Below are 22,117 nucleotides of genomic sequence, written 5' to 3'. Positions count from 1 at the left end.
TGCGTGGCTGTGCCGTATGGGCCAGCCTGTGGCATGATCCTGCGCGGGGGTGAGCGATGACACGTTTGTTTGCAGCAGCTGGATTCTGTGCGGTGATTGGGGTCGCAGCAGAGGCCGATCCGGGACGGTGGAAATCCGAATGGCCCCGGACTGAGTTCGGTGTGACCCTGATTGACGACTGGTCAGAGATCCGGTCCGGCGGCCCGCCCAAAGATGGCATTCCCGCACTGGACAACCCGGATTTCCGCCCGGTTGCGGAGGTGGCGGACATACCCGACCGGGAACCGGTGATCACCGTCCTGCTGAACGGTCAGGCTGCGCGGGCTTACCCGCTGCGGTACCTGACCTGGCATGAGATCGTGAACGACAGGATTGGCGGTGTTCCCGTCGCGGTGACTTTTTGCCCGCTGTGCAATTCCGGCCTGACCTTTGACCGGCGCGTCGGAGAAGACTTGCTCAGCTTCGGCGTGTCCGGAAAACTGCGGGCGTCCGATATGGTGATGTATGACCGCGAAACGGAGAGCTGGTGGCAGCAGGCAACAGGGCAGGGCATTGTGGGGCTGATGGCGGGGCAGGAACTTCGCCAGCTTCCCACCTGGATGGAGGACTTCGGGAACTTTCGCACGGCGCATCCGAACGGTCTGGTAATGGCCGAACCCGGGTTCAACCGCGACTACGGGCGCAACCCGTACCGCGGCTATGACAGTCTGAAGCAGCCGTTCCTTTACTCCGGTGAAAACCCGCCGCACGGCATTGATCCGCTGGCCCGGGTGGTGCGCGTCGGCGGGCGCGCCTGGCCGATGACCCGCATTGCTGGGGAAGGTGAGGTGACGGAGGCCGGTGTGACCATCAGCTGGCGGGCGGGTCAGGCCTCGGCACTGGACACAGAAGAGATGGCGCTGGGACGCGATGTGGGCTCAATCCGCGTGCGGGACAGCGCAGGTCAGGATGTGCCGCATAACGTGATGTTCGCCTTTGCTTTCCATGCGTTCTGGCCCGCGGGCGACTGGATGCTGGCACCATGAAAAAAGGCGCTGCAACGGATGCAGCGCCTTGTGTTGTTCGCTTGCAGGCCGGTCAGGATGCCGGGTTCGGCTTGGCCGCCGGTGCGGTTTTTGCGCCGGGGTTCAGCGGATCGTCCTGACGCTGAACAGAGCCTTCGAAATGCGCGCCGCTTTCGATCGCGATTGTCTTGTGGATGATGTCACCCTCAACACGTGCGGTCGATGTCAGGCGGACCTTGAGGCCACGCACGCGGCCGACGATACGGCCGTTGATCACCACATCGTCAGCGACAACCTCGCCCTTGATGGTGGCACTTTCGCCGATGGTCAGAAGATGGGCGCGGATATCGCCTTCTACGGTGCCCTCGACCTGAATGTCGCCGCTGGTCTTCATGTTGCCGGTCACGTGCAGATCAGATGACAGCACCGAGGCAGGGGCTTGGGCTTGGGCGCCGAAGCCTTGTATTCCGTTGGTTTGGGCGTCGCAGGCGCAGAGGAAGCCGCTGGTGCCGGCGTGTCAGTCTCGCCCTGCTTGGGGCCTGGTTCGTTGATTTTGCTCTTAGAAAACATCTCTTGCAGCCTTGATATAGGTCATTGGGTTTACAGATTTACCGCCGACGCGGACTTCGTAGTGAAGATGCACGCCGGTCACCCGTCCGGATGCTCCCATATCACCAATATGGTCCCCGCGCGAGACCTTTTGCCCAACTTTAACGCGTATTTTTGACAGATGCGCGTAACGTGTCTCGATCCCGAAGGCGTGGCGGATTTTCACCAGCCGACCATAACCTGATGACCAGCCCGCTTCTGTTACGACACCGTCCGCAGTTGCGTGCAGATCTGTGCCAAGCGGGGCCGCGAAATCCACGCCCTTGTGCATCCGGCGGCCACCCGTTTTGGGGTCACGCCGGAAGCCATACCCGCTGGTAAACCGGAACGCCTGTTTGACGGGCATCGCAAACGGAATCTTCTCAGCGGCGATGCGGTACATGTTCAGCTGATCCATCTGACCGAGCAGGCGGTTGGCGCGGATCATGTCGGCGGTCGGCTCGGAGCCGCTGGAGGAAAAGGAGAGGGGGGTCAGCGGGCCGCCCTCGCCGGAATACCCGCGGCGGACTTCGTTCATAATGCGGTCTGTCGGCAGACCAGCCTGACGGAACATCTTGTCGAGCGGTTCCACCGAAATGGTCATGGCTTCTTCGAGCTGGCGGAAGATCTGGTCATTGTCTTCCTTCATGAGCGCGATCTCCAGCGCCAGTTCATCGGCGTGGCGCAGCGCATCCTGTGCATCGGCCACAACCTGATCGCGTTCTTCAGCGGTCCGTGCCAGGGCGTCGGCCAGGAAATCAACCGGTGCGCCGCCAACGGCAGCGGCCAGTGCAGTGGGCTGGTTCTCACTGTCGGCTTCGTCGCGCAGAGCGGCGACTTCACGGCGCGCTGTTTCGCGCTCGCGCATGGTTTCCCGCAGGGTCGTCTGGATCACGTCGATCCCGGTTTCCAGCTCGTGGCGGCGTGTTTCTGAGGCCAGCAGTTCGGACTGCATCACCGAAATCTGCGCCAGTGCTGCGTTGAAGCGTTCCTGTGCGGCCAGCGCTTCGGCGGCGCGGCTGTCACGCTGCGCGGACAGATCATTGAGCCTTGCAAGGTAAGTCGTCTGGTCCCGTTTCGCCTGTTCGCGAAAATTGCCGGACCCGATGCTGTCCATCAGGATAATAGCTGTCGCGACGATGGCCCATGCAACCAGCGCGGCACCGCCTGCAAAGGCGATCAGCTGTGTGCCGGGGCGCAGGCGGATAAAACGGGTATCGGCGTCGGATTTCAGAAAGACCCTGCGTTCAGGAAAAATCCGTTCCAGCAGAGCGTGAGTTCTGATAGCCAGCCGTGTGCGCACAAGGAAATCCTTATTCCGTTTCTGCTCCGGACGGGCCTTCTGCGGGCCGGTCACGTATCCCCGGAAAGTGATTAACCAGCCATCGGGCGTCGGGCAAGCAGCATTAACGATCCGGCATCAACCTGTCGTTGAATGTTGCAAAATGGGCAAAAAACTGCCGAGAATCGTTGGTCTGGAAGGTCAGGCGTCTTCGGTCAGCGGCCAGTAAAAGTCGGGCGGGATGCCCGCTTCCGCCCTTTTTTCTTCGTTGAAAGGTGGTTTGAGCGGGCCGTGGAAATAGGTGCGGACCAGCGCGTGAAAGCGTTCCTTGGGGTCTTCCTCGTGGCGGCCGCAGAGGAAATGAAACCACTTTGATCCGTAGGCCACGTGGGCCACTTCCTCGGCGTATATGACTTCAAGCGCTGCGACGGCTGATGCGGCATCAGCTTTGCGGAACACTTCGATCATACCGGGCGTTACATCGAGGCCGCGGGCTTCGAGCACCATTGGCACAACCGCGAGCCGGCCCATGAAATCCTCGGCTGTATCCTCGGCGGCTCGCCACATCCCTGCATGGGCGGGAAGTGCGCCATAGTGGCTGCCAAGCTCTTCAAGACAGTCGCACATCAGGTTGAAATGCTTGGATTCTTCGCCCGCAGCTTTGACCCAGTCGTCGTAAAATCCCATCGGCATCGGCACATGCGAAAACCGGGCGATAACGTCCCAGTGCAGGTCCACCGCATTCAGCTCGATATGGGCCACAGCATGCAGCAGCGCGATGCGCCCCTCGGGCGTGCCGGGGCGGCGGCGCGGCACATCCCGCGGGCTGAGCAGCTCAGGCTTTTCCGGCCGTGCGGGGTGCAAAGGAGGGTCAGCGTGACCGATTTCAGGCTTTTCACCCGTCGCGCGTGCGGCCTGCCAGGCGGCGGCGTATTCGCGCGACAGGGCTGTTTTGGCGCGGCCATCGGCCGTGCGCAGCACGTCTTCGGCCATCTGCGCCAGGGGTTTCACAGCGCGCGCACCGCTTCCAGCACGGCCTCTGCATGACCGGGGACTTTCACCTTGTTCCAGACCTGCGCGACCGTACCGTCGGCGGCAATCAGATATGTCGTACGTTCGATCCCCATGTATTTCTTGCCGTACATGTTTTTTTCCTTCCACACGCCATAATCCTCGCAGACGGTGCCGTTTTCGTCGGACAGCAGCGGGATACTGAGATCACGTTTCGCCGCAAATTTCTCATGGCTGGCGATGCTGTCTTTGGAAACGCCAAAGACCTTTGCCCCGGCTTCTTCAAAGGCCTCGCGGCTTTCGGAAAAGGCGATGCTTTCCTTGGTGCAGCCCGGCGTGTCATCGCGCGGGTAGAAAAAGAGCACCACCGGCTGACCCTTCAGGGTGGAAAGCGTGATCTCTTCGCCGCCGGTGGCGGGCAGGGTAAAGTCAGGTGCGGGCTGTGAAATCTCTGTCATAACGGTCTCTTGGGTTTTCAGGAATGATGTCAGGTGACATACTAGGTCAGGGTCGGAATGAGCCAAGCCCCGGACCGTCAGAAACAGCGTTCTAGCACACCCTATCGCACAGGCCAGTACAGATTTGACCAGCGCGCCACCCGATCAGGACAAGAAACCGACCCGCCGGCGCGCTCGGCGTGCACTGGTGTGGTGTCTGTTGTGCCTGGTGCTCATCGCCGGGGGGGCCGCAGGGAGCGTCTGGTGGCTTAAGGGGAGGGAAGTTGCCGCACCGGAATGGTTGCGCGCGCAGATCAGCGACCGCCTGCAGACGGCGGTACCCGAAGCTGAGGTTTCCTTTGGCGAGCTTGTGCTGCTGCTTGATGAGGACTGGCGCCCGCGTGCGTCCGTCCGGAATGTGCAGGTCACAACCCCCGATGGCGTGGATGTCGTCGGTTTTTCCGAGATGCGGGCCGGGGCATCGCTTGATGCGCTGCTGCGGGGTCAGCTGGAGCCTACGTCACTTGATGTAAGCGGTGTATTTCTGACGCTCCGGCGTGGGCCAGAGGGACGCATTTCCATATCCGGTACACAGGGCCCGGCGCAGGTCACGCGCGAGGCGCCCAACCTCGCGGAACTGGTCACAGAGCTGGATGACTTCCTGCTGCGTCCCGGGCTGACGGGTCTGGAGCGTGTGAGCGTGCAGACACTGACCCTGCGCTATGAGGATCAGCGCGCGAACCGTGCATGGACCATTGACGGAGGCAGGCTGCAGCTCACCCGAGAGGCGGAGGCCCTGCAGATTTTTGTCGATCTTGCCGTGCTTGGCGGCGGCGCGCAGGTTGCAACCCTGGCGGCCAGCTATGCAGGTGAAATCGGCGCGCGGGCCTCCGAATTCGGTGTCACCTTCCGTGATCTGGACGCGGTGGACGTTGCCAGCCAGGGGCCGCGTTCAACTGGCTCGGGGCCCTGCGCGCACCCATTTCCGGTGCGTTGCGCGGAGGTCTGGAGGAGGATGGCAGCATCCGGCCGCTGAACGCTACTTTTCAGATTGGTGCCGGTGTGATCCAGCCCACGCCCGAGGCACAGGCGATCCCGATTGACAGCGCACGCAGCTATTTCACCTATCTGCCTGACAGCCGCACACTGCGGTTTGATGAGCTCTCTGTTGAGAGCAAATGGGGGCGCGGTACGCTTGAGGGTCAGGCCGAAATCGGGCTGCCCGTGAACGGCCGCATCGGCGACATGGTCGGTCAGCTCCGTCTGAGCGGGCTGACGGTGAACCCGGCAGATTTCTATCCCGAACCGGTATCGGTTGCGGTTGCGGAACTGGATTTTCAGCTCAGTACCAGCCCGTTCCTGCTGGAGATCGGGCGCCTGCAGGTCGAGGACGACGGGAATGTAGCAACCGGCAACGGCACAATCCGGGCAGATGCCCGCGGCTGGGAGATCGCGCTGGACGGCCAGATGAACGCACTGAGGCCTGCGCGGCTGCTGGAGCTCTGGCCGATGGCTGTCAAACCGAAGTCGCGTAAGTGGATTGCAGAGAACGTCAAAGCCGGGACCATGCGGGACATTTCCGGTGCTGTGCGTCTGCGCGCCGGTGAAGAGCCGGAGACTTTCCTGAGCTTTGATTTCAGTGACGGCGAAGTGCGATTTCTGCGGACAATGCCGCATCTGACGGGCGCCCGGGGGCATGCGACGCTGGTGCGCAACCGGTTTGTTGTTGTCGCGGACGAAGGTGTCGTGACGGCCGATCAGGGGGGCGAGGTCGATGTAACCGGCACGGCATTCATCATTCCGGACGTCAAAATCAAAGATTTCACGCCCGGTGTCGTGCGTCTGCGGGCCAGTGGTGGGGTTAAGGCGGCGCTGTCCCTGCTGGACCGTAAGCCGCTGGAGGTCATGAAAAAGGCTGGTCGGACACCGGACATTGCATCAGGCCGGGCACAGGTCATGGGCACGATTTCCCTGCCGCTTGAAAAAGGCGTGCCGCTGGAACTGGTGAACTATGACCTTACCGGAACAATCACAGATGTACGTTCGGATGTGCTGGTGCCGGACCGGGTATTGCAGGCACCCGCGCTCGATCTGGTTGCCTCCGACGAAGAGGTCAGCCTGCGCGGTGAAGGCGATCTGGACGGTGTGCCGTTTGATATCGTCTGGCGCCAGTCCGTAGGCGAGGGGCCACAACCGCCCGGCAGGGTCACCGGAACCGCCGTGATCAGCCAGGAAGCGCTCGATACGTTCCGGGTGGTACTGCCCCCGGGCAGCGTCCGCGACAGCAGCACCGCGGACATCGACATCACGCTGACGCGCGACACGCCGCCAGCGCTGCGGCTGACCTCTGATCTGAGAGGGCTCAGGCTGGCCTTTGCCCCGGTTGGCTGGGCCAAGGCTGCTGCAACCCCGGGCGAGCTGGAGGTCGCGCTGACGCTGGGCCCGGTGCCCCGGGTCGACAGCCTGCGGCTTGAAGCGCCCGGGCTGCGGGCTGAGGGTGACGTGCTGCTGAATGAGGGGGGTACTCTGGACCGGGTGCGCCTGTCGCGGTTGCGGGTCGGGGGCTGGCTGGATGTGCCCGCGGAACTGATCGGGCGGGGCGAGGGTGCGCCGCCGGCGGTCAACATCCCGGGTGGCCGCGTGGATCTGCGGCGGGCGGATTTCGGCAGTGCTGGCGGCTCCGGCCGTGCCAGCGGGCCGCTGACACTGGCGCTCGATACGCTGCAGGTCAGCGATTCCATCGCGCTGCGCAACCTGCGGGGCGAATTCACGACCGGAGGTGGCGGGCTGCTGGGCAATTTCACCGGGCTTGTGAACGGCCAAGCGCGGATCGCCGGGCAGGTGGTGCCCGAAGGGGGCCGGTCCGCGATCCGGATTGCCGCCGATGACGCCGGCGCTGTTGTCGCCGCCGCCGGTGTGCTGAAACAGGGCCGGGGAGGGCAGCTGGAACTTGCCCTGCGCCCCGTCGGTACAGCAGGGGCGCTCGACGGCAAACTCCGCGTCACCGACATCAGTGTCGTGGATGCGCCGGCCATCGCAGCACTTCTCAATGCCATCAGTATTGTGGGGCTCGTGAATGAGCTTGGCGGTGACGGTATTTACTTCTCAGAGGTGCTCGCCGACTTCCGCCTGACGCCTGACCGGATCACGCTGCGCGAGGCGAGCGCCGTGGGCTCTTCTATGGGGCTGTCGATGGATGGCGTTTTTTTCCCCGGGACGGGTCAGCTGCAGATGCAGGGCGTTATTTCGCCGGTCTATCTGCTCAACGCAATCGGCAGGGTCATCTCGCGCCGCGGGGAGGGCCTGTTCGGGTTCAATTATTCGATCAGTGGAACGACGCAGGATCCGGACGTTTTCGTGAACCCGCTGACTGCGCTGGTTCCCGGCGGGATCCGGGATCTGTTCCGCGCGCCCAAACCCGAAGTGCCACTGGCCGAGGGAGAAGAACCGCCACCCCCCGAACCGGTGCGGCGCCCGCCTCCCAACGTCAGCGGAAGCGACAGATAGAGCCCGCGGGGCGTTGAACTTTGCAGCACTTTTGGGCATGTGCAGACACCGGCCCCAGCCGGCCCGTATCCAGCAGGGACATCCGCGACACGTGAAACTGACCGACTTTGATTTTGACCTTCCCGAAGAGCTGATCGCCACCCGACCGGCGGTGCCGCGTACCTCTGCGAAACTGCTTGTCGCGGAGGGATCAGGCATCACCGACAGTGTCGTCTCCGCGTTGCCTGACTGGCTGCAGGCGGGGGACCGGCTGGTGCTGAATGATACCCGTGTGATCCCCGCGCGTCTGAGCGGACAGCGCCATCGCAGCAGTGCGCAGGGTAACACCGCAGCCACCATCGGCGTGACCCTTCTGGAGCCGCGGGCGGACGGCACCTGGACTGCACTGATCAAGCCGCTCAAAAAGGTGAAAGCGGGCGAGGAGATCGTTTTCAGCGCAGACTTCAGGGCGACCCTTGAAGGTACCGCAGAAGGCCAGGGGCTGCTGCGGTTTAACCTGTCGGGAGATGATTTTGATGCAGCGCTGAATGCGGCCGGTGCCATGCCGTTGCCCCCCTACATTGCCGCCCGCCGCCCGGCCGATGCGCAGGACAACGAAGATTATCAGACCGTCTTTGCGCGCAACAAAGGTGCCGTGGCCGCACCCACGGCCTCCCTACATTTTGACGACGCACTGCTCCGGGCAATCGCCGCACGGGGTGTACAGTTCAGTTTTGTCACCCTGCATGTGGGGGCGGGGACTTTCCTGCCGGTCAAGGTGGACGACGTCACCACACACAGAATGCATGCCGAATGGGGACGCGTCAGCGCTGAGGCTGCGCATGAGATCGCACAGACCAAAGCGTCAGGCGGCAGGGTAATCCCCGTGGGCACCACAGCGCTGCGCCTGATTGAGACTGCCGCACAGAACGGCAGCATCCGCGCCTGGGAAGGCGACACGGACATCTTTATCTACCCCGGTTTCACGTTCCGCGTCACAGATGCCCTGATGACCAATTTCCATCTGCCGAAATCCACACTGATGATGCTGGTCTCTGCCCTTATGGGGCAGCACAGGATGCGCGAGATTTATGCGCATGCCATCGATCGGAAATATCGTTTCTTTTCCTACGGCGATTCTTCGCTGCTGATCCCCGAAAAAACCTGAAGCACCAATACGACCCATTGCGTCGCGTACTGGCCTGAAATAGGGCGGGAAAAACGGCACAACCTACTGAGTCGTACCACCGCGACGGACCATGGAGACCGCGCATGCTGCAGGTTTTATCGAGCGCCTGGGCCCTGCTTCTGGGGATGTGTCTGCTGATGGTCGGCAACGGCATGCAGGGCACGCTGCTGGGCATCCGGGGTGAAATCGAGGGCTTCTCTACCTTCGAGATGTCGATCGTTATGTCAGCCTATTTCGTCGGCTTCCTTGGCGGCTCACGCATGGCACCGGGCATGATCCGGCGTGTGGGGCATGTGCGGGTTTTTGCCGCCCTGGCCTCACTGATTTCAGCAGTCATGATCATCTACCCCACGCTGACCGAAGTCTGGGTCTGGACACTGGGCCGCGTGCTGATCGGGTTCTGTTTTTCCGCTGTTTATGTCACCGCAGAGAGCTGGCTGAACAACGCGGCCACGAATGCCAATCGCGGGCAGGCGCTGTCGCTCTATATGATCGTGCAGACGGCCGGTATCGTGGTCAGCCAGGCGCTTTTGCTGGCCGCGGATCCGTCTGGATACGTTCTGTTCGTCATTCCGTCCGTGCTGGTTTCCATCGCGGTCACGCCCATTCTGCTGTCGATCAGCCCGACGCCTGCCTTTGAGGCCACCAAGCCGATGAGCCTGCGTGAGCTTTACGGCTACTCTCCGCTGGGCTGTGTCGGCATGTTTTTGCTGGGCGGTGTCTTTTCCGCGCAATTCGGCATGGCCCCGGTTTATGGCGCCAAAGCAGGGCTGTCGGTGGGGCAGATTTCGACGTTCGTGGCGATGTTCTTTGTCGGTGCCATGCTTCTGCAATATCCGATCGGCTGGATCTCTGACCGGATGGACCGCCGCTATCTGATCCTGATCGTCTCCGCTATAGGTGTTGCAGGCTCAGTGATCGGGCTGGTTCTGGGCGGCGTGTTCGTGCTGTTGCTGGTCTCAGCGCTTGTCGTGGGGGGCATGTCGAACCCACTTTATTCGCTTCTGATCGCGCACACGAACGACTTTCTGGAACATGACGACATGGCGGCGGCCTCGGGTGGGCTGATCTTCATCAACGGGTTGGGCGCGATTGCGGGCCCGCTGATCACGGGCTACCTGATTGATGCAACCGGCCCGGGCGGGTTTTATGTCTTTACCGGCGCGCTCTTTGCGATGCTGGTCGCCTATGCCGGCTACAGGTCTACCGTCGCCAAACCGGTGCCGGTGGACGAGACGGGTACGTATGTTCCGGTTGCGCCTTCTTCTACATCACTTGCGGTTGAATATGCCCAGGAATACGCCATCGAGGCGGATCTTGAGGCTGAAAAGTCGGAAAACGAGAGCTGATTATGTCGCAATGACGCAATTTGTGAATAGGTCAGAGCAGCACAACAAAGCTACACTCCGGGTGGGGATGTGGTGAACGATGGAGTTATTATGGTTGATCCTCAGGACATTCTGAAATTCTGGCTTGATGATATCGGCCCGGATGGGTGGTACAACGCGACGCCTGAACTGGATGCGCAGATCCGTCAGAAATTTGAAAAGACGTGGGAAGGTGCCTGCGAGGGGAGGTTCTCTCTCTGGCTGACACACCCTTCCGGCGCGCTGGCCTACATCATTCTGACAGATCAGTTCCCGCGCAATATGTTCCGCGATACAGCCGGTGCATTCTCGACCGACCGGGTGGCCCTTGCCGCGGCGAAATCCGCGATCAACAAGGACTGGGACATGCGGATTGATGAACCGGCACGCCAGTTCTTTTATCTTCCGCTGATGCACTCTGAAAACCTCTGTGATCAGGACCGTTGTGTGCGGTTGATGTGCGAGCGTATGCCTGAGTATGGCCGCAGCAATCTGCTGCACGCCAGAGCGCACCGTGCTGTCATCCGGCAGTTCGGACGCTTTCCGACCCGCAACGCCGCGCTGGCACGTCCGGACACGGCGCTGGAGGCGGAATATGTGGCAAAGGGCGGTTACGGCAATACTGTCCGCGCCCTGCAGGAAGAAACAGCAGCAGCCTGATTTCAGGCTGCTGACCGCTCATGAATGAGGGCGCGCTTATGTCGCGGCCCGCTCTGTGTTGAAGCACGCTCAGATATAGTTTAATGGTAAACTATATTTTTGACACTCAACGTGCGAGGACATCTCATGGCGGCGAAATCCTTTGATCTGGTTGTGATAGGAGCAGGGCCGGGCGGCTATGTTGCTGCGATCCGCGGTGCGCAGCTGGGCATGTCCGTCGCCATCGTGGAGCGCGAACATCTGGGTGGCATCTGCCTGAATTGGGGCTGTATCCCGACCAAGGCGATGCTGCGCTCGTCAGAGGTGTTCCATCTGATGCACCGGGCCAAAGAGTTTGGTCTGAAAGCCGACAACGTCGGCTATGATCTCGACGCGGTGGTGAAGCGCTCCCGTAAAGTGGCCGGACAGCTTTCCGGCGGTATTGGCCACCTGATGAAAAAGAACAAGGTCACCGTCTTTATGGGCGAAGCGACCATCTCTGCCAAAGGGCAGGTCTCGGTTAAAACCGACAAGGGCACCGAAGCGCTGAGTGCGAAGAACATCGTGCTGGCAACCGGTGCGCGCGCGCGTGAACTCCCGGGTCTTGAGGCGGACGGCGATCTGGTCTGGACATACAAACACGCGCTGCAGCCCAAACGCATGCCCAAAAAGCTGCTGGTGATCGGCTCCGGTGCGATCGGCATCGAGTTCGCGAGCTTCTACAACACGCTGGGTGCTGACACGACCGTTGTTGAGGTGATGGACCGTGTCCTGCCGGTTGAAGACGCCGAGATTTCTGCATTCGCCAAGAAGTCTTTTGAAAAGCAGGGCATGAAGATCATGCAGAAGGCCATGGTCAAACAGCTGGACCGGGCGAAAGGTAAAGTAACCGCGCATATCGAAGTAGGCGGCAAAGTCGAAAAGCAGGACTTCGATACCGTGATCTCTGCTGTCGGGATTGTCGGCAACGTGGAAGGGCTCGGTCTCGAAGCGCTTGGTGTCAAGATTGACCGGACCCATGTGGTAACAGATGAATTCTGCCGCACGGGCGTCGAAGGCCTGTATGCAATTGGCGATATCGCGGGGGCACCCTGGCTGGCCCACAAGGCATCGCACGAGGGTGTCATGGTCGCGGATCTGATCGCAGGTAAACACGCGCACCCGGTCAAACCCGAAACCATCGCAGGGTGCACTTATTGCCACCCGCAGGTGGCCAGCGTCGGATACACCGAAGCGAAGGCGAAAGAGCTTGGGTTTGACATCAAAGTGGGCCGTTTCCCGTTCATCGGCAACGGCAAGGCAATCGCTCTGGGGGAACCGGAGGGTATGATCAAAACAATCTTCGACGCCAAGACAGGTGAACTGCTGGGCGCGCATATGGTCGGTGCCGAGGTGACGGAGCTAATTCAGGGCTACGTCGTGGGCCGCCAGCTGGAGACCACAGAAGAAGATCTGATGAACACTGTCTTCCCGCACCCGACGCTGTCAGAGATGATGCACGAAAGTGTTCTCGACGCGTATGACCGGGTGATCCATATGTAGTCCGGCCACAAAACCCGGAACGAAAAAAGCGGAGCCGAAGCTCCGCTTTTTTTAATTGCTTTTGCACAAAGATCAGCTCTTGCGGCGTGACCGCATTGCGCCGAGGCCGGCAACGCCACCCAGCAGAAGCAGTGCGGATGCCGGCAGCGGAACTGCGGAAACCGAAGATACGACGATCGCATCAATGTCAAAGCCATCGGATGAACGTGTGTTGGTGAACACGGACTCGGAAATGTCGACAAATCCAAGGAAGGAGTAGGTTCCGGAGAAGCTCACCGTCGATGTTGTGCCGCGTGTACCATCGTCAATGCCGCCCTGATTGTCAGCGGTGCCGAGAACGTCGAAGTTGATCCCGTCGTTCGAGCCGAAAATACGGACAGCTTCACGGTGGGATGATGACCCCCGCCATTGGTGATTTCGATCACGGTTGCGGCGCCTTCGATGACCGGATCAAATTCCAGAACCAGCGAGCCGTTCAGGCCGAGCGAGAAGAAGTCATTGTCGCCGGCGCCAGTGCCATTCTCAAAGATTTCGATATTGCCGGTGTCGTTGCGGTCTGCGCTGCCGCTGCAGCTGATGGAGCCGGCCTGCGTCAGGGCGCTTCCTGAGCCACCACAGTCCGAATCGATTCCGACCACGGCCGCACTGGCCGATCCGCCCATCAGGACGGATGCTGTTACTGCACTGAAAAACAAGGATTTGGCTGTCATTGATCTGAACTCCTTACTTCCCGGAAGTGTTCTGTGTACCCCACATACTCCGGAACCATTTACCTGTTGCCCTTACGGCTACCAGCGTTTCCGGGAAGTTAAAAGTCGCATAAATATTTTGGTGAATCCTTCACGTCGGAGTGGAAAACAGAGCAACTGCACCGGATGCAGATTGTCACTGACGGGGACTTCTGACATCACACCAGTCAAAGGATACCCGATGCAGAAGACACCCTGGGGACTGGTTCTGGCGCTTTGGGGCGCAGGCCTTGGCGCGGCGGCGCAGTACGGCAAGTTCAGCGTTACATTTGACCGGTTGCCGGAGCACTACCCGCAGGCCGGAAATGCGCTGGGTCTGATCGTTTCATCCGTTGGCATACTGGGCATTTTCTGTGGTGTGGCAGCAGGGTTGCTTGTTGCGCGCATCCGGTACCGGCGCGCTTTGCTGTGGGGGTTGTGGGCAGGCGCGGCGCTCTCGGCGTTTCAGGCCTTTTTGCCCGCGTTGCCATGGATGCTGGCCAGTCGCGCACTTGAGGGATTGTCGCACCTGGCCCTTGTGGTCGCCGCGCCGACCCTGATTGCGCAACTCTGCGCACCCTCGGATCGGGGTTTTGCGCTCACCCTCTGGGGGACCTTTTTTGGGGTGGCCTTTGCCGTTCTGGCCTGGGCGGGTCTGCCGCTGGTGAATACCGGTGGCCTGTCCGCGCTGCTGATCGCGCATGCAGTCTACATGGCAGTTTTTGCACTGTGGCTCGGCATGCATCTGCGGGCGCTGGATTCTCCGCCGGACACCCGGTCGTTCTCGCTGGGCTCTGTCCTGCGCGAACATCTGGTCATATATTCATCGCCACGGGTGTCTGCGCCGGGGCTGGGCTGGCTGTTCTATACATTCTGTTTCGTGTCGGTGCTCACGGTATTGCCACCCTATATCCCGGACGGGACGCGGGCGCTTGTGATGGGGGCCATGCCACTGACAAGTATCGGGGCCTCCATGACCATCGGGGTCGTTCTGCTGCGCTTCATGCCGGCGGTCGGCGTTATTCTGGTGGGGTTTGCCGGCAGCGCGCTCTGTATGCTCTGGCTTTGGGTAGAGCCGGGCGGGGCATTCGCGTGCATCGCTCTGGCGGGGTGCATGGGGTTGATCCAGGGGGCCAGTTTCGCCGCCGTGCCTCAGCTGAATGATGCTCCGGCGTCGCAGGCACAGGCCAACGGCGCAATGGCGCAGATGGGCAATGTGGGCAACACACTGGGCACGCCTGTGATGGCTATCACAACCGGGACTATCGGATACGCCGGATTGCCCCTGCTGGCCGGGCTTGCCTTTGTGATCGGGGGCGTTGTGCATCTCTGGCTGGCAGCGCGGCGCCGCTCCGTCTGAGCATCAGCGCGCAGCGGGGAAGCGGGACCCGGCCAGGCGGCGGCCTTTCACAGAAAAGAGTTGCTTGCGCCTGCGAGATGTTCTTTTTATGTTCTCATTTTCTGATTGGCTATCGATGACATTCCACCTAAATGAGGGTGGTGCACCTTGGGGGCGGTAATGGCAGAGCTGAAAAACATCGAAGTGCGCGGCGCGCGCGAGCATAATCTCAAGAGCATTGACGTGGATATTCCGCGTGACCAGCTGGTGGTGATTACCGGGCTGTCCGGGTCGGGTAAGTCCTCACTGGCGTTTGACACGATCTATGCGGAAGGTCAGCGCCGGTATGTGGAATCGCTCTCGGCCTATGCACGCCAGTTCCTTGATATGATGCAGAAACCGGATGTGGATCACATTTCCGGTCTCAGCCCGGCCATTTCGATTGAGCAGAAAACCACCTCCAAAAACCCACGGTCGACCGTGGGTACCGTCACAGAAATCTATGACTACATGCGTCTCCTGTTTGCGCGCGTTGGCACTCCTTACAGCCCTGCCACCGGCAAACCGATTGAGGCGCAGCAGGTGCAGGACATGGTCGACCGGATCATGGCGATGGAGGAGGGAACGCGCGCCTATCTGCTCGCGCCGATCATCCGCGACCGCAAAGGCGAATACCGCAAGGAATTTCTGGAACTGCGCAAGCAGGGGTTCCAGCGGGTGAAAGTGGATGGCCAGTTCTATGAACTGGACGAACCGCCCACACTCGACAAAAAGTTCCGCCATGACATTGATGTCGTTGTGGATCGCATCGTGATCCGCGAGGGGCTGGAAACCCGGCTTGCCGACAGCCTGCGTACAGCGCTCGACCTTGCCGACGGTATCTCCATTCTGGAGACAGCACCATCTGAAGGCGAGCCGGAACGTACGACATTCTCAGAGAAATTTGCTTGTCCGGTCAGTGGGTTCACAATCCCCGAAATTGAGCCGCGGCTTTTTTCGTTTAACGCGCCCTTTGGGGCCTGCCCGGATTGCGACGGGCTGGGCGTCGAGCTGTTTTTCGACGAACGCCTTGTAGTGCCGGACCAGAACCTGAAGATCGCGGATGGTGCGCTCGCCCCCTGGCGCAAAGGTAAGAGCCCATATTTCCTGCAGACCATCGAGGCCCTGGCCAAACACTATGGGTTCAAACAGTCGACGAAATGGAAAGACCTGCCCGAAAAGGTGAAACAGGTGTTTCTCTACGGCTCCGGCAAAGAAGAAATCGCCTTTCGCTATGACGAGGGTGGTCGCGTTTACCAGGTGACCCGCGTTTTTGAGGGTGTGATCCCCAACATGGAACGCCGCTACCGCGAAACAGACAGCAACTGGATCCGCGAAGAATTTGAGCGCTACCAGAACAACCGCTCCTGCGGCACCTGCGGTGGCTACCGTCTGCGCGAAGAGGCGCTGGCAGTACGGATCGGCCCGTCTGATGACGCGGAAAACCTGCTGCATGTGGGCCAGGTCGTTCAGATGTCGATCCGTGAGGCATTTGAATGGTGCGAAACGGTGCCGGAGCACCTGACCCAGCAGAAAAACGAGATTGCGCGCGCGATCCTCAAGGAAATCCGCGAACGTCTGGGTTTTCTGAACAATGTGGGCCTTGAATATCTGACGCTGAGCCGGAATGCCGGGACGCTGTCGGGCGGTGAAAGCCAGCGGATCCGCCTGGCCAGCCAGATTGGTTCCGGTCTGACCGGGGTGCTCTATGTGCTTGATGAACCCTCGATTGGTCTGCATCAGCGCGACAATGACCGCCTGCTGCTGACGCTTAAAAACCTGCGGGATCAGGGCAATACGGTCATCGTTGTGGAGCACGACGAGGAAGCGATCCGCGAGGCGGATTATGTGTTCGATATCGGCCCGGGCGCGGGGGTGCACGGCGGTCAGGTTGTCAGCCACGGCCCGCCTGCGACCATTGCGGCGGACGAGACGTCGATCACCGGGCAATATCTGACCGGCACGCGCAAAATCGCCGTTCCGGCAGAGCGGCGCAAACGCGGCAAAAAGAAGCTGCAGATCGTGAAAGCCACTGGCAACAACCTCAAGAACGTCACGGTCGACTACCCGCTGGGTCAGTTCGTCTGTGTGACCGGTGTCTCTGGTGGCGGCAAATCCACGCTCACCATTGAGACGCTGTTCAAGACCGCTTCGATGCGGCTGAATGGCGCGCGCCAGACGCCTGCGCCCTGCGAAACGATCAAGGGGCTGGAGCATCTGGACAAGGTCATCGACATTGACCAGCGACCCATCGGTCGTACGCCCCGGTCAAATCCAGCGACCTATACCGGTGCGTTCACACCGATCCGCGACTGGTTTGCCGGGCTGCCCGAGGCCAAGGCGCGCGGGTACAAACCTGGCCGCTTCAGCTTCAACGTCAAAGGCGGGCGCTGTGAGGCCTGCCAGGGCGATGGTGTCATCAAGATCGAGATGCACTTTCTGCCGGACGTCTACGTTGAATGCGAGACCTGTAAGGGCAAGCGGTACAACCGCGAAACGCTTGAGATCAAATTCAAGGGCAAGAGCATCGCTGACGTGCTCGACATGACCGTCGAGGATGCGCAGGCGTTTTTTCAGGCGGTCCCGTCTATCCGCGAAAAGATGGATGCGCTGATGCGGGTGGGGCTGGGCTATATCAAAGTGGGTCAGCAGGCCACAACGCTTTCGGGCGGCGAGGCGCAGCGGGTCAAACTGTCCAAAGAACTGAGCAAACGGTCCACCGGCCGGACGCTTTATATTCTCGACGAACCGACCACGGGTCTGCATTTCGAGGACGTGCGCAAGCTGCTTGAGGTGCTGCACGAGCTGGTCGATCAGGGCAATTCGGTCATCGTGATCGAACACAATCTGGATGTGGTGAAGACCGCCGACTACATCATTGATATCGGCCCGGAAGGCGGGGACGGCGGCGGCACAATCGTGGCCACCGGCACGCCGGAAGAGGTTGCGGACGTCGCCGAAAGCTATACCGGCAAATACCTCGGGCCCATGCTGCACCCACGCGGGAAGGTCGCGGCGGAGTAGCTGCGTGCAATCCTCTTTGGTGTCAGGTGCCCGGTGCGGAAAGGCAAAGGTCCTTCAGCCGGCCGAAACCGCGTGCATCAAGTCCGTCAAAGCCTGCGCAGAGGTCTTCGATTTCCTGTGCGCGGGCCTCGCCGAGCAAAGGGTCAGCAAAGAGATGAAACTTTTCGGATATGTCGCTGTCTGACAGCGGCTGATCCGTATCGCCGCGCGGCGTGCGGGGGTGGCTTCAAAACGCGTTCCGTTGTTCAGCTCAATCGTAACCTGCGCCCAGCGTTTTCCAACGCTGATCCGGGTAAGGTGTTCATCATCAATGAGTTGCGTGGCGTTGCTGACCCTCAGAATATCCGGATCTGATAGTGTTTCCATCGACAGTTCGGGCAGGCCGATCTGCCCCCGGACGATCATGGCCGCGACGGGGAAAGCGATGGCATAGGCAAACTCATCCGGCGTGGCCGGACGGTGCCCGGCAAGTCGCGTCGCGTTGTGAAAAGTACGGATTTCCACGGCGGCAATGTCGCTGTGGTGCAGCCCGTTGGTTTGCATCAGGTCTGCGGCAGCATCGATTGCCGGATGTGCCCACCGGCAGCAGGGATAGGGCTTGTAATGCGTATCAGTGACCAGTTTCCAGGCATTGCCGAGGTCGTCCCAGAATGCGGGTGCGGCCTCGCAGGTCAGAGCGGGGGCGCCGGTAAAACCCTCAAGGGCCAGCCAGGCTGCGGTCACCCCGGACGGCGCGCCCCAACCAACCCCATCGCGCAGCATGGTGGGGTGGTCGATGCAGCGCATCATCTGGCTTCTGGGACCGTGATATTCTCCGATCCCGGCGGCTTGCCGGATCTGTTCGGGCGTTCCATTCAGCGCGCGCGCGCAGGCCGTCGCAACGCCGACTGCGGTCCAGGCGCCGGAGGTGTGATAGTCCTCGCAGAGGTGATGCTGCGCCAGACCTGCGCGGTAGCTGACCTCATAGGCAATCGCAAGAAGTACAGCAAAGTCAGCGCCCTGCAGGTTATTCCCGATGTCCGCGGCGGCCAGCAGCGCCGGGAAGACTGCGGATCCGGCGTGACCCTTGCAGGGGGAGGTGCCGTCATGTGCGTCAATGCTGTCGACGGCGAATGCACCGGCCATTGCAGCACCAGCCGGGCTGAGCCGGTCGCCCTGCATCAAAACCCGGGCCGCCCCTGCGTCGCCCGGCCCGAACAATGCCCGGGCGCCACGATGGGCGATGCCTGCCATGTCTGTCGTGGAGCCAACGGCGGCGACACCCATTGTATCGAGAAAGGACCGCCGCAGCACCCGCAGCGCCGTTTCCGGGATGTCCGCGAGGGTCAGACCTGCGGCGAACTCCTCAAATAGCAGGCGTGCGGATGCGCTTTTCAAGCGTCGCGGCCCCGTCCGGCAAACCGCGGCAGCATCGCCGAGAAATCCTTGCCCCGGCCGCCTTCCTGTTCGACGAACCGGCGGTAGAGCTCGAGGGCGGCGGCCCCCATGGGTGTGTCCGCATCGACAGCTTCGGCTGCCTGTTGCGAGAGGCCCAGGTCCTTTAGCATCAGCTCAGCGGCAAAACCGGGTGTGTAGTCATTGTCTGAGGGGCTTTGCGGCCCGACGCCGGGGGCAGGGCAATAGGCGTTCATGCTCCAGCTGTAGCCGGACGATGTGCTGACCACATCAAACATTTTCTGGCGGTCGAGCCCCAGTTTGTCCGCCAGTGCAAAGGCTTCGCATGTGGCAATCATCGTGGCACCGAGGATCATGTTGTTGCAGATCTTGGCGGCCTGACCCGCCCCGGCTTCGCCGCAGTGCACTGCCTTCTGGCCCATAACGTCAAAAAGCGGGCGGGCCCTTTCGAACGCGGCAACCGTGCCGCCTGTCATAAAGGTGAGTGTTCCGGCTGTGGCGCCGCCGATCCCGCCGGACACAGGCGCATCAACAAAAAGAACGGAGGCAGCGGCGGCCTCTGCTGCCACTGCGCGCGCGCTTTCCACGTCCACGGTGGAGCAGTCGATGAACAGGGCGTCTGATTTCGTGTGGGGCAGAATGTCTGCCGCGACCGCGCGCAGAATGTTGCCGTCCGGCAGCATTGTGATGACGATATCCGCATCGCGCACGGCGTCAGCGGCAGAGCCTGCGACGGACGCGCCTTCGGCGGTTGTCCCGGCGGTGTCAAAACCGATCACGTTGTATCCCGCGGCGGCAAGATTGGCGGCCATCGGCGCCCCCATGTTGCCAAGTCCGATGAATCCCACAGTTGGTTGCGTCACGTTTGTGTCCTCCAGCTTCAGCGCCGCCGTTCCAAGAGGGCGCAGCATGCGGCTGACCTCGGTAACCGGAACGGACTGTCCTGCATACTGCCATCTGGGCTGGCGGTCTTTGTCAATGATTGCTGCGCGGATTCCTTCCAGGAAATCGCCATGCTCCATGGACCGGGCGGTAAACCGGTATTCCAGATCAAGCGCCTTGGCGATGCTGATCGACGGGCCGCGCAGGCGGTGCAGCAGTTCGACCGTGACTGCCATCGACAGCGGGCTGTTCCGTTCCATTGTATGCAGGGTGTCGCGCGCGAAATCGCTGTTTTCGTTGCGCAGACTGTTCAGGATATCGGCTAGGGCCTCGCCGCCGAAATGCCTGTCAATGTCCCCGGCACGGGCCGCCAGCGGTGATGCCGGAACCGGGCAGGCATGCTGTTCGATGATGTCCGCGTCGCCGGTTTTCTCCAGCGCTGCGATCAGAGCCGGCCACTGGTCTTCGGGAATATAGTGATCAGCAAAGCCCGCGTGGATCGCGTCGGCGGCGGACATACGGGTGCCGGTCACCCCGAGATATTCGCCCAGCCGTCCGTCTGCCAGGGCCAGCATCAGCGTGGCACCCACGTCCGGGATCAGCCCGATCCCGCACTCAGGCATCGCGATGGCCGTAGTGTCACCGGCAATGCGGTGGGTGCCGTGACATCCGATGCCGACGCCGCCGCCCATCACAAATCCCTGCAGAAAGGACACAACAGGTTTGGGCCAGGCAAAGATCGACGCGTTCAGGCGGTATTCATCTGCCCAGAATTCCTGTCCATAGGCGTAGTCCCCCGCGCGGCCCGTGCGGTAGAGTTCCGCAATATCCCCGCCCGCACAGAATGCCCGTTCTCCAGCTGCATCAAAGACAACGAGTTTTATAGCCGGATCATCCCGCCAGGACCGCATCGCATCGGCGATGGCGCGGCACATATCCCACGTCATGGCATTCAGCGCATCCGATCGGTTGAGGGTAATCCGGCCTGCATGCCCGGAACGGCGGATGAGAATTTCTGTCATTTGGTTTTTCTAGGCGAGCCGGGTGCCCTCAGCAACCGAATCGATGTGCACGGCGGTCAAAAATATGCGGGTCCGGCGGTGATTGTTTCTGACCTGGAAATCCGTCCGGGAAGATCAGCGGAAAAATTGCGGCGTCAGGCCGAAAAATTGGCGTAATTTTGCCACGGTTTTTCTGAATCACGGGGAATTTACACAACGTGGCGTCACGGTTAACGGCGTAAGTGTCTGAAATATAACAATTCAACCCGATTTTGTCGGTTTGCCGGTTTGTGAAACGAATTGCGGCGAAATTATGCTCATGTTAGATATTGCTTTGTAAACGGTAAGCGTTGCGCCTGACAGCGGCCGACGCTCGATTTTAAAGAGAAGGACACAGCGATGATCTTCAGACAACTCGCAGTAGGGGCGGCTGCTTTAACTCTCCTGAGTGGTGCAGCAACAGCCGCAACCTTCGAAGGGTCCACTTCCGGCTTTTTCAGGGGTTTCCAGCATTTTGCTGCGGACCCGAACGACACGAACGGTGATGCAAGGCCATCCGGCTCGGGATGCTTTGGGTCAGGCTGTACAAGCGTCTCGTGGGGCCGCACGGCTGACGACGCTGGCAACACAATTCAGGGCCCGGACGGTATCGTCCGCAGCATCATGTCATTCCAGCAGACGGATTTCTCTGTAGAACTGACAGGCGGACCGAAGACAGTAGAAGTGGCCCGCATTGACTGGTTCAACGCCGAATGGTCTAACTTTGACGATCTATTCCAACTGGACGCGACTTTCAATTTCAACCTGACGGAGCCGTTCGCCCTGAGCCCCGAAATTCCGGATAATTTTGCTTTCGGCGTCGGCACAACAGGCAATGACAGCTCGTCTGATGCCGACACTGCGAAGATTGCCGGGTTCAACGGGTTCCTGCTTGACACGCCGCTTATTCTGAACGACCGCTACCGACTGACCGGGTTTTCGTTCTCGGTGATTGGAGACGGGTCTGTCGATGGCAATGTCTGGAGCACGCAGGAAAATGCGTCCAGCTCGCTGATTGTCTCTGCCAATATCTCAGCGGTGCCACTGCCGGCTGCTGGCTGGCTTCTGATCGCGGGCGTTGGTGGCCTTGCGGCGATGAAGCGTCGCCGGAAAAACGCTGCCTGA

At 60.9% G+C, this 22,117-nt stretch carries 17 protein-coding genes and 2 pseudogenes; 10 read left to right on the top strand and 9 right to left on the bottom strand.

What is annotated here, in order from left to right; all coding sequences use genetic code 11:
- The first annotated feature begins 56 nt into the window (after positions 1–56).
- Positions 57–1,025: a DUF3179 domain-containing protein gene (locus ACZ1HA_RS08785; protein WP_472713573.1), complete on the top strand. Its 969-nt coding sequence runs from the start codon at positions 57–59 to the stop codon at positions 1,023–1,025.
- A gap of 52 nt (positions 1,026–1,077) precedes the next feature.
- Here ACZ1HA_RS08785 and ACZ1HA_RS08780 read toward each other — a convergent pair.
- The 4 genes and pseudogenes from ACZ1HA_RS08780 to bcp all read right to left on the bottom strand — a co-directional run bounded on the left by ACZ1HA_RS08780 (position 1,078) and on the right by bcp (position 4,343).
- Positions 1,078–1,574: pseudogene (locus ACZ1HA_RS08780) on the bottom strand (bactofilin family protein).
- On the bottom strand, positions 1,564–2,895 hold the full coding sequence (locus tag ACZ1HA_RS08775) for a DUF5930 domain-containing protein (RefSeq protein ID WP_472713572.1): 1,332 nt from the start codon (positions 2,893–2,895) through the stop codon (positions 1,564–1,566). The pseudogene ACZ1HA_RS08780 and the gene ACZ1HA_RS08775 overlap by 11 nt, the downstream one beginning before the upstream one ends.
- Positions 2,896–3,075: 180 nt before the next feature.
- Positions 3,076–3,885 (bottom strand): ferritin-like domain-containing protein, encoded by an 810-nt coding sequence (locus tag ACZ1HA_RS08770; protein ID WP_472713571.1) that lies wholly within the window; start codon positions 3,883–3,885, stop codon positions 3,076–3,078.
- Complete coding sequence (bcp, locus tag ACZ1HA_RS08765) at positions 3,882–4,343, bottom strand: thioredoxin-dependent thiol peroxidase (protein ID WP_472713570.1); 462 nt, start codon at positions 4,341–4,343, stop codon at positions 3,882–3,884. Before bcp ends, ACZ1HA_RS08770 begins: the two co-directional genes overlap by 4 nt.
- Positions 4,344–4,467: 124 nt before the next feature.
- On the opposite strand from bcp, the gene ACZ1HA_RS08760 reads away from it, so the two are divergent.
- The 6 genes from ACZ1HA_RS08760 (at position 4,468) to lpdA (ending at position 12,545) form a co-directional block, all read left to right on the top strand.
- Positions 4,468–5,358: a hypothetical protein gene (locus ACZ1HA_RS08760; RefSeq protein WP_472713569.1), complete on the top strand. Its 891-nt coding sequence runs from the start codon at positions 4,468–4,470 to the stop codon at positions 5,356–5,358.
- Positions 5,316–7,829, top strand: coding sequence for an AsmA-like C-terminal region-containing protein (locus ACZ1HA_RS08755; RefSeq protein ID WP_472713568.1), 2,514 nt, complete (start codon positions 5,316–5,318; stop codon positions 7,827–7,829). Before ACZ1HA_RS08760 ends, ACZ1HA_RS08755 begins: the two co-directional genes overlap by 43 nt.
- Before the next feature lie 91 nt (positions 7,830–7,920).
- Entirely contained in the window at positions 7,921–8,976 is a 1,056-nt protein-coding gene (gene queA / locus ACZ1HA_RS08750; RefSeq protein WP_472713567.1) for a tRNA preQ1(34) S-adenosylmethionine ribosyltransferase-isomerase QueA, read from the top strand.
- Positions 8,977–9,080: 104 nt separating this feature from the next.
- A complete protein-coding gene (locus tag ACZ1HA_RS08745; protein WP_472713566.1) occupies positions 9,081–10,346 on the top strand; it encodes an MFS transporter in 1,266 nt (421 codons plus the stop codon).
- A 90-nt stretch (positions 10,347–10,436) separates the two neighbouring features.
- Positions 10,437–11,024 (top strand): DUF924 family protein, encoded by a 588-nt coding sequence (locus tag ACZ1HA_RS08740; RefSeq protein ID WP_472713565.1) that lies wholly within the window; start codon positions 10,437–10,439, stop codon positions 11,022–11,024.
- 126 nt (positions 11,025–11,150) lie between these two features.
- On the top strand, positions 11,151–12,545 hold the full coding sequence (lpdA, locus tag ACZ1HA_RS08735; protein WP_472713564.1) for a dihydrolipoyl dehydrogenase: 1,395 nt from the start codon (positions 11,151–11,153) through the stop codon (positions 12,543–12,545).
- A gap of 72 nt (positions 12,546–12,617) precedes the next feature.
- Here lpdA and ACZ1HA_RS08730 read toward each other — a convergent pair whose 3' ends face one another.
- The gene (locus tag ACZ1HA_RS08730) at positions 12,618–12,821 is read right to left on the bottom strand and encodes a VPLPA-CTERM sorting domain-containing protein (RefSeq protein WP_472713563.1); all 204 of its coding nucleotides are present in this window, start codon (positions 12,819–12,821) and stop codon (positions 12,618–12,620) included.
- Positions 12,818–13,255, bottom strand: coding sequence for a hypothetical protein (locus tag ACZ1HA_RS08725; protein WP_472713562.1), 438 nt, complete (start codon positions 13,253–13,255; stop codon positions 12,818–12,820). Before ACZ1HA_RS08725 ends, ACZ1HA_RS08730 begins: the two co-directional genes overlap by 4 nt.
- A gap of 220 nt (positions 13,256–13,475) precedes the next feature.
- On the opposite strand from ACZ1HA_RS08725, the gene ACZ1HA_RS08720 reads away from it, so the two are divergent.
- Together ACZ1HA_RS08720 and uvrA are read left to right on the top strand one after the other, a co-directional pair.
- The gene (locus ACZ1HA_RS08720) at positions 13,476–14,633 is read left to right on the top strand and encodes an MFS transporter (RefSeq protein WP_472713561.1); all 1,158 of its coding nucleotides are present in this window, start codon (positions 13,476–13,478) and stop codon (positions 14,631–14,633) included.
- A gap of 159 nt (positions 14,634–14,792) precedes the next feature.
- Positions 14,793–17,675 (top strand): excinuclease ABC subunit UvrA, encoded by a 2,883-nt coding sequence (gene uvrA, locus ACZ1HA_RS08715; protein ID WP_472713560.1) that lies wholly within the window; start codon positions 14,793–14,795, stop codon positions 17,673–17,675.
- Positions 17,676–17,729: 54 nt separating this feature from the next.
- On the opposite strand, the gene ACZ1HA_RS08710 is transcribed toward uvrA, so the two are convergent.
- The 3 genes and pseudogenes from ACZ1HA_RS08710 to ACZ1HA_RS08700 form a co-directional block, all read right to left on the bottom strand.
- Positions 17,730–19,052 (bottom strand): MmgE/PrpD family protein, encoded by a 1,323-nt coding sequence (locus tag ACZ1HA_RS08710; RefSeq protein ID WP_472713559.1) that lies wholly within the window; start codon positions 19,050–19,052, stop codon positions 17,730–17,732.
- Positions 19,049–19,981, bottom strand: coding sequence for a 3-hydroxyisobutyrate dehydrogenase (mmsB, locus tag ACZ1HA_RS08705; RefSeq protein ID WP_472715308.1), 933 nt, complete (start codon positions 19,979–19,981; stop codon positions 19,049–19,051). The genes ACZ1HA_RS08710 and mmsB overlap by 4 nt, the downstream gene beginning before the upstream one ends.
- A 33-nt stretch (positions 19,982–20,014) precedes the next feature.
- Positions 20,015–20,974 (bottom strand): annotated as a pseudogene (locus tag ACZ1HA_RS08700) (enoyl-CoA hydratase/isomerase family protein); the annotation flags it as partial.
- 378 nt (positions 20,975–21,352) lie between these two features.
- On the opposite strand from ACZ1HA_RS08700, the gene ACZ1HA_RS08695 reads away from it, so the two are divergent.
- On the top strand, positions 21,353–22,117 hold the full coding sequence (locus tag ACZ1HA_RS08695; protein WP_472713558.1) for a VPLPA-CTERM sorting domain-containing protein: 765 nt from the start codon (positions 21,353–21,355) through the stop codon (positions 22,115–22,117).

It is taken from the genome of Roseobacter sp. S87, assembly GCF_055693285.1.
This window is presented reverse-complemented; position numbering and strand designations above follow the sequence as displayed.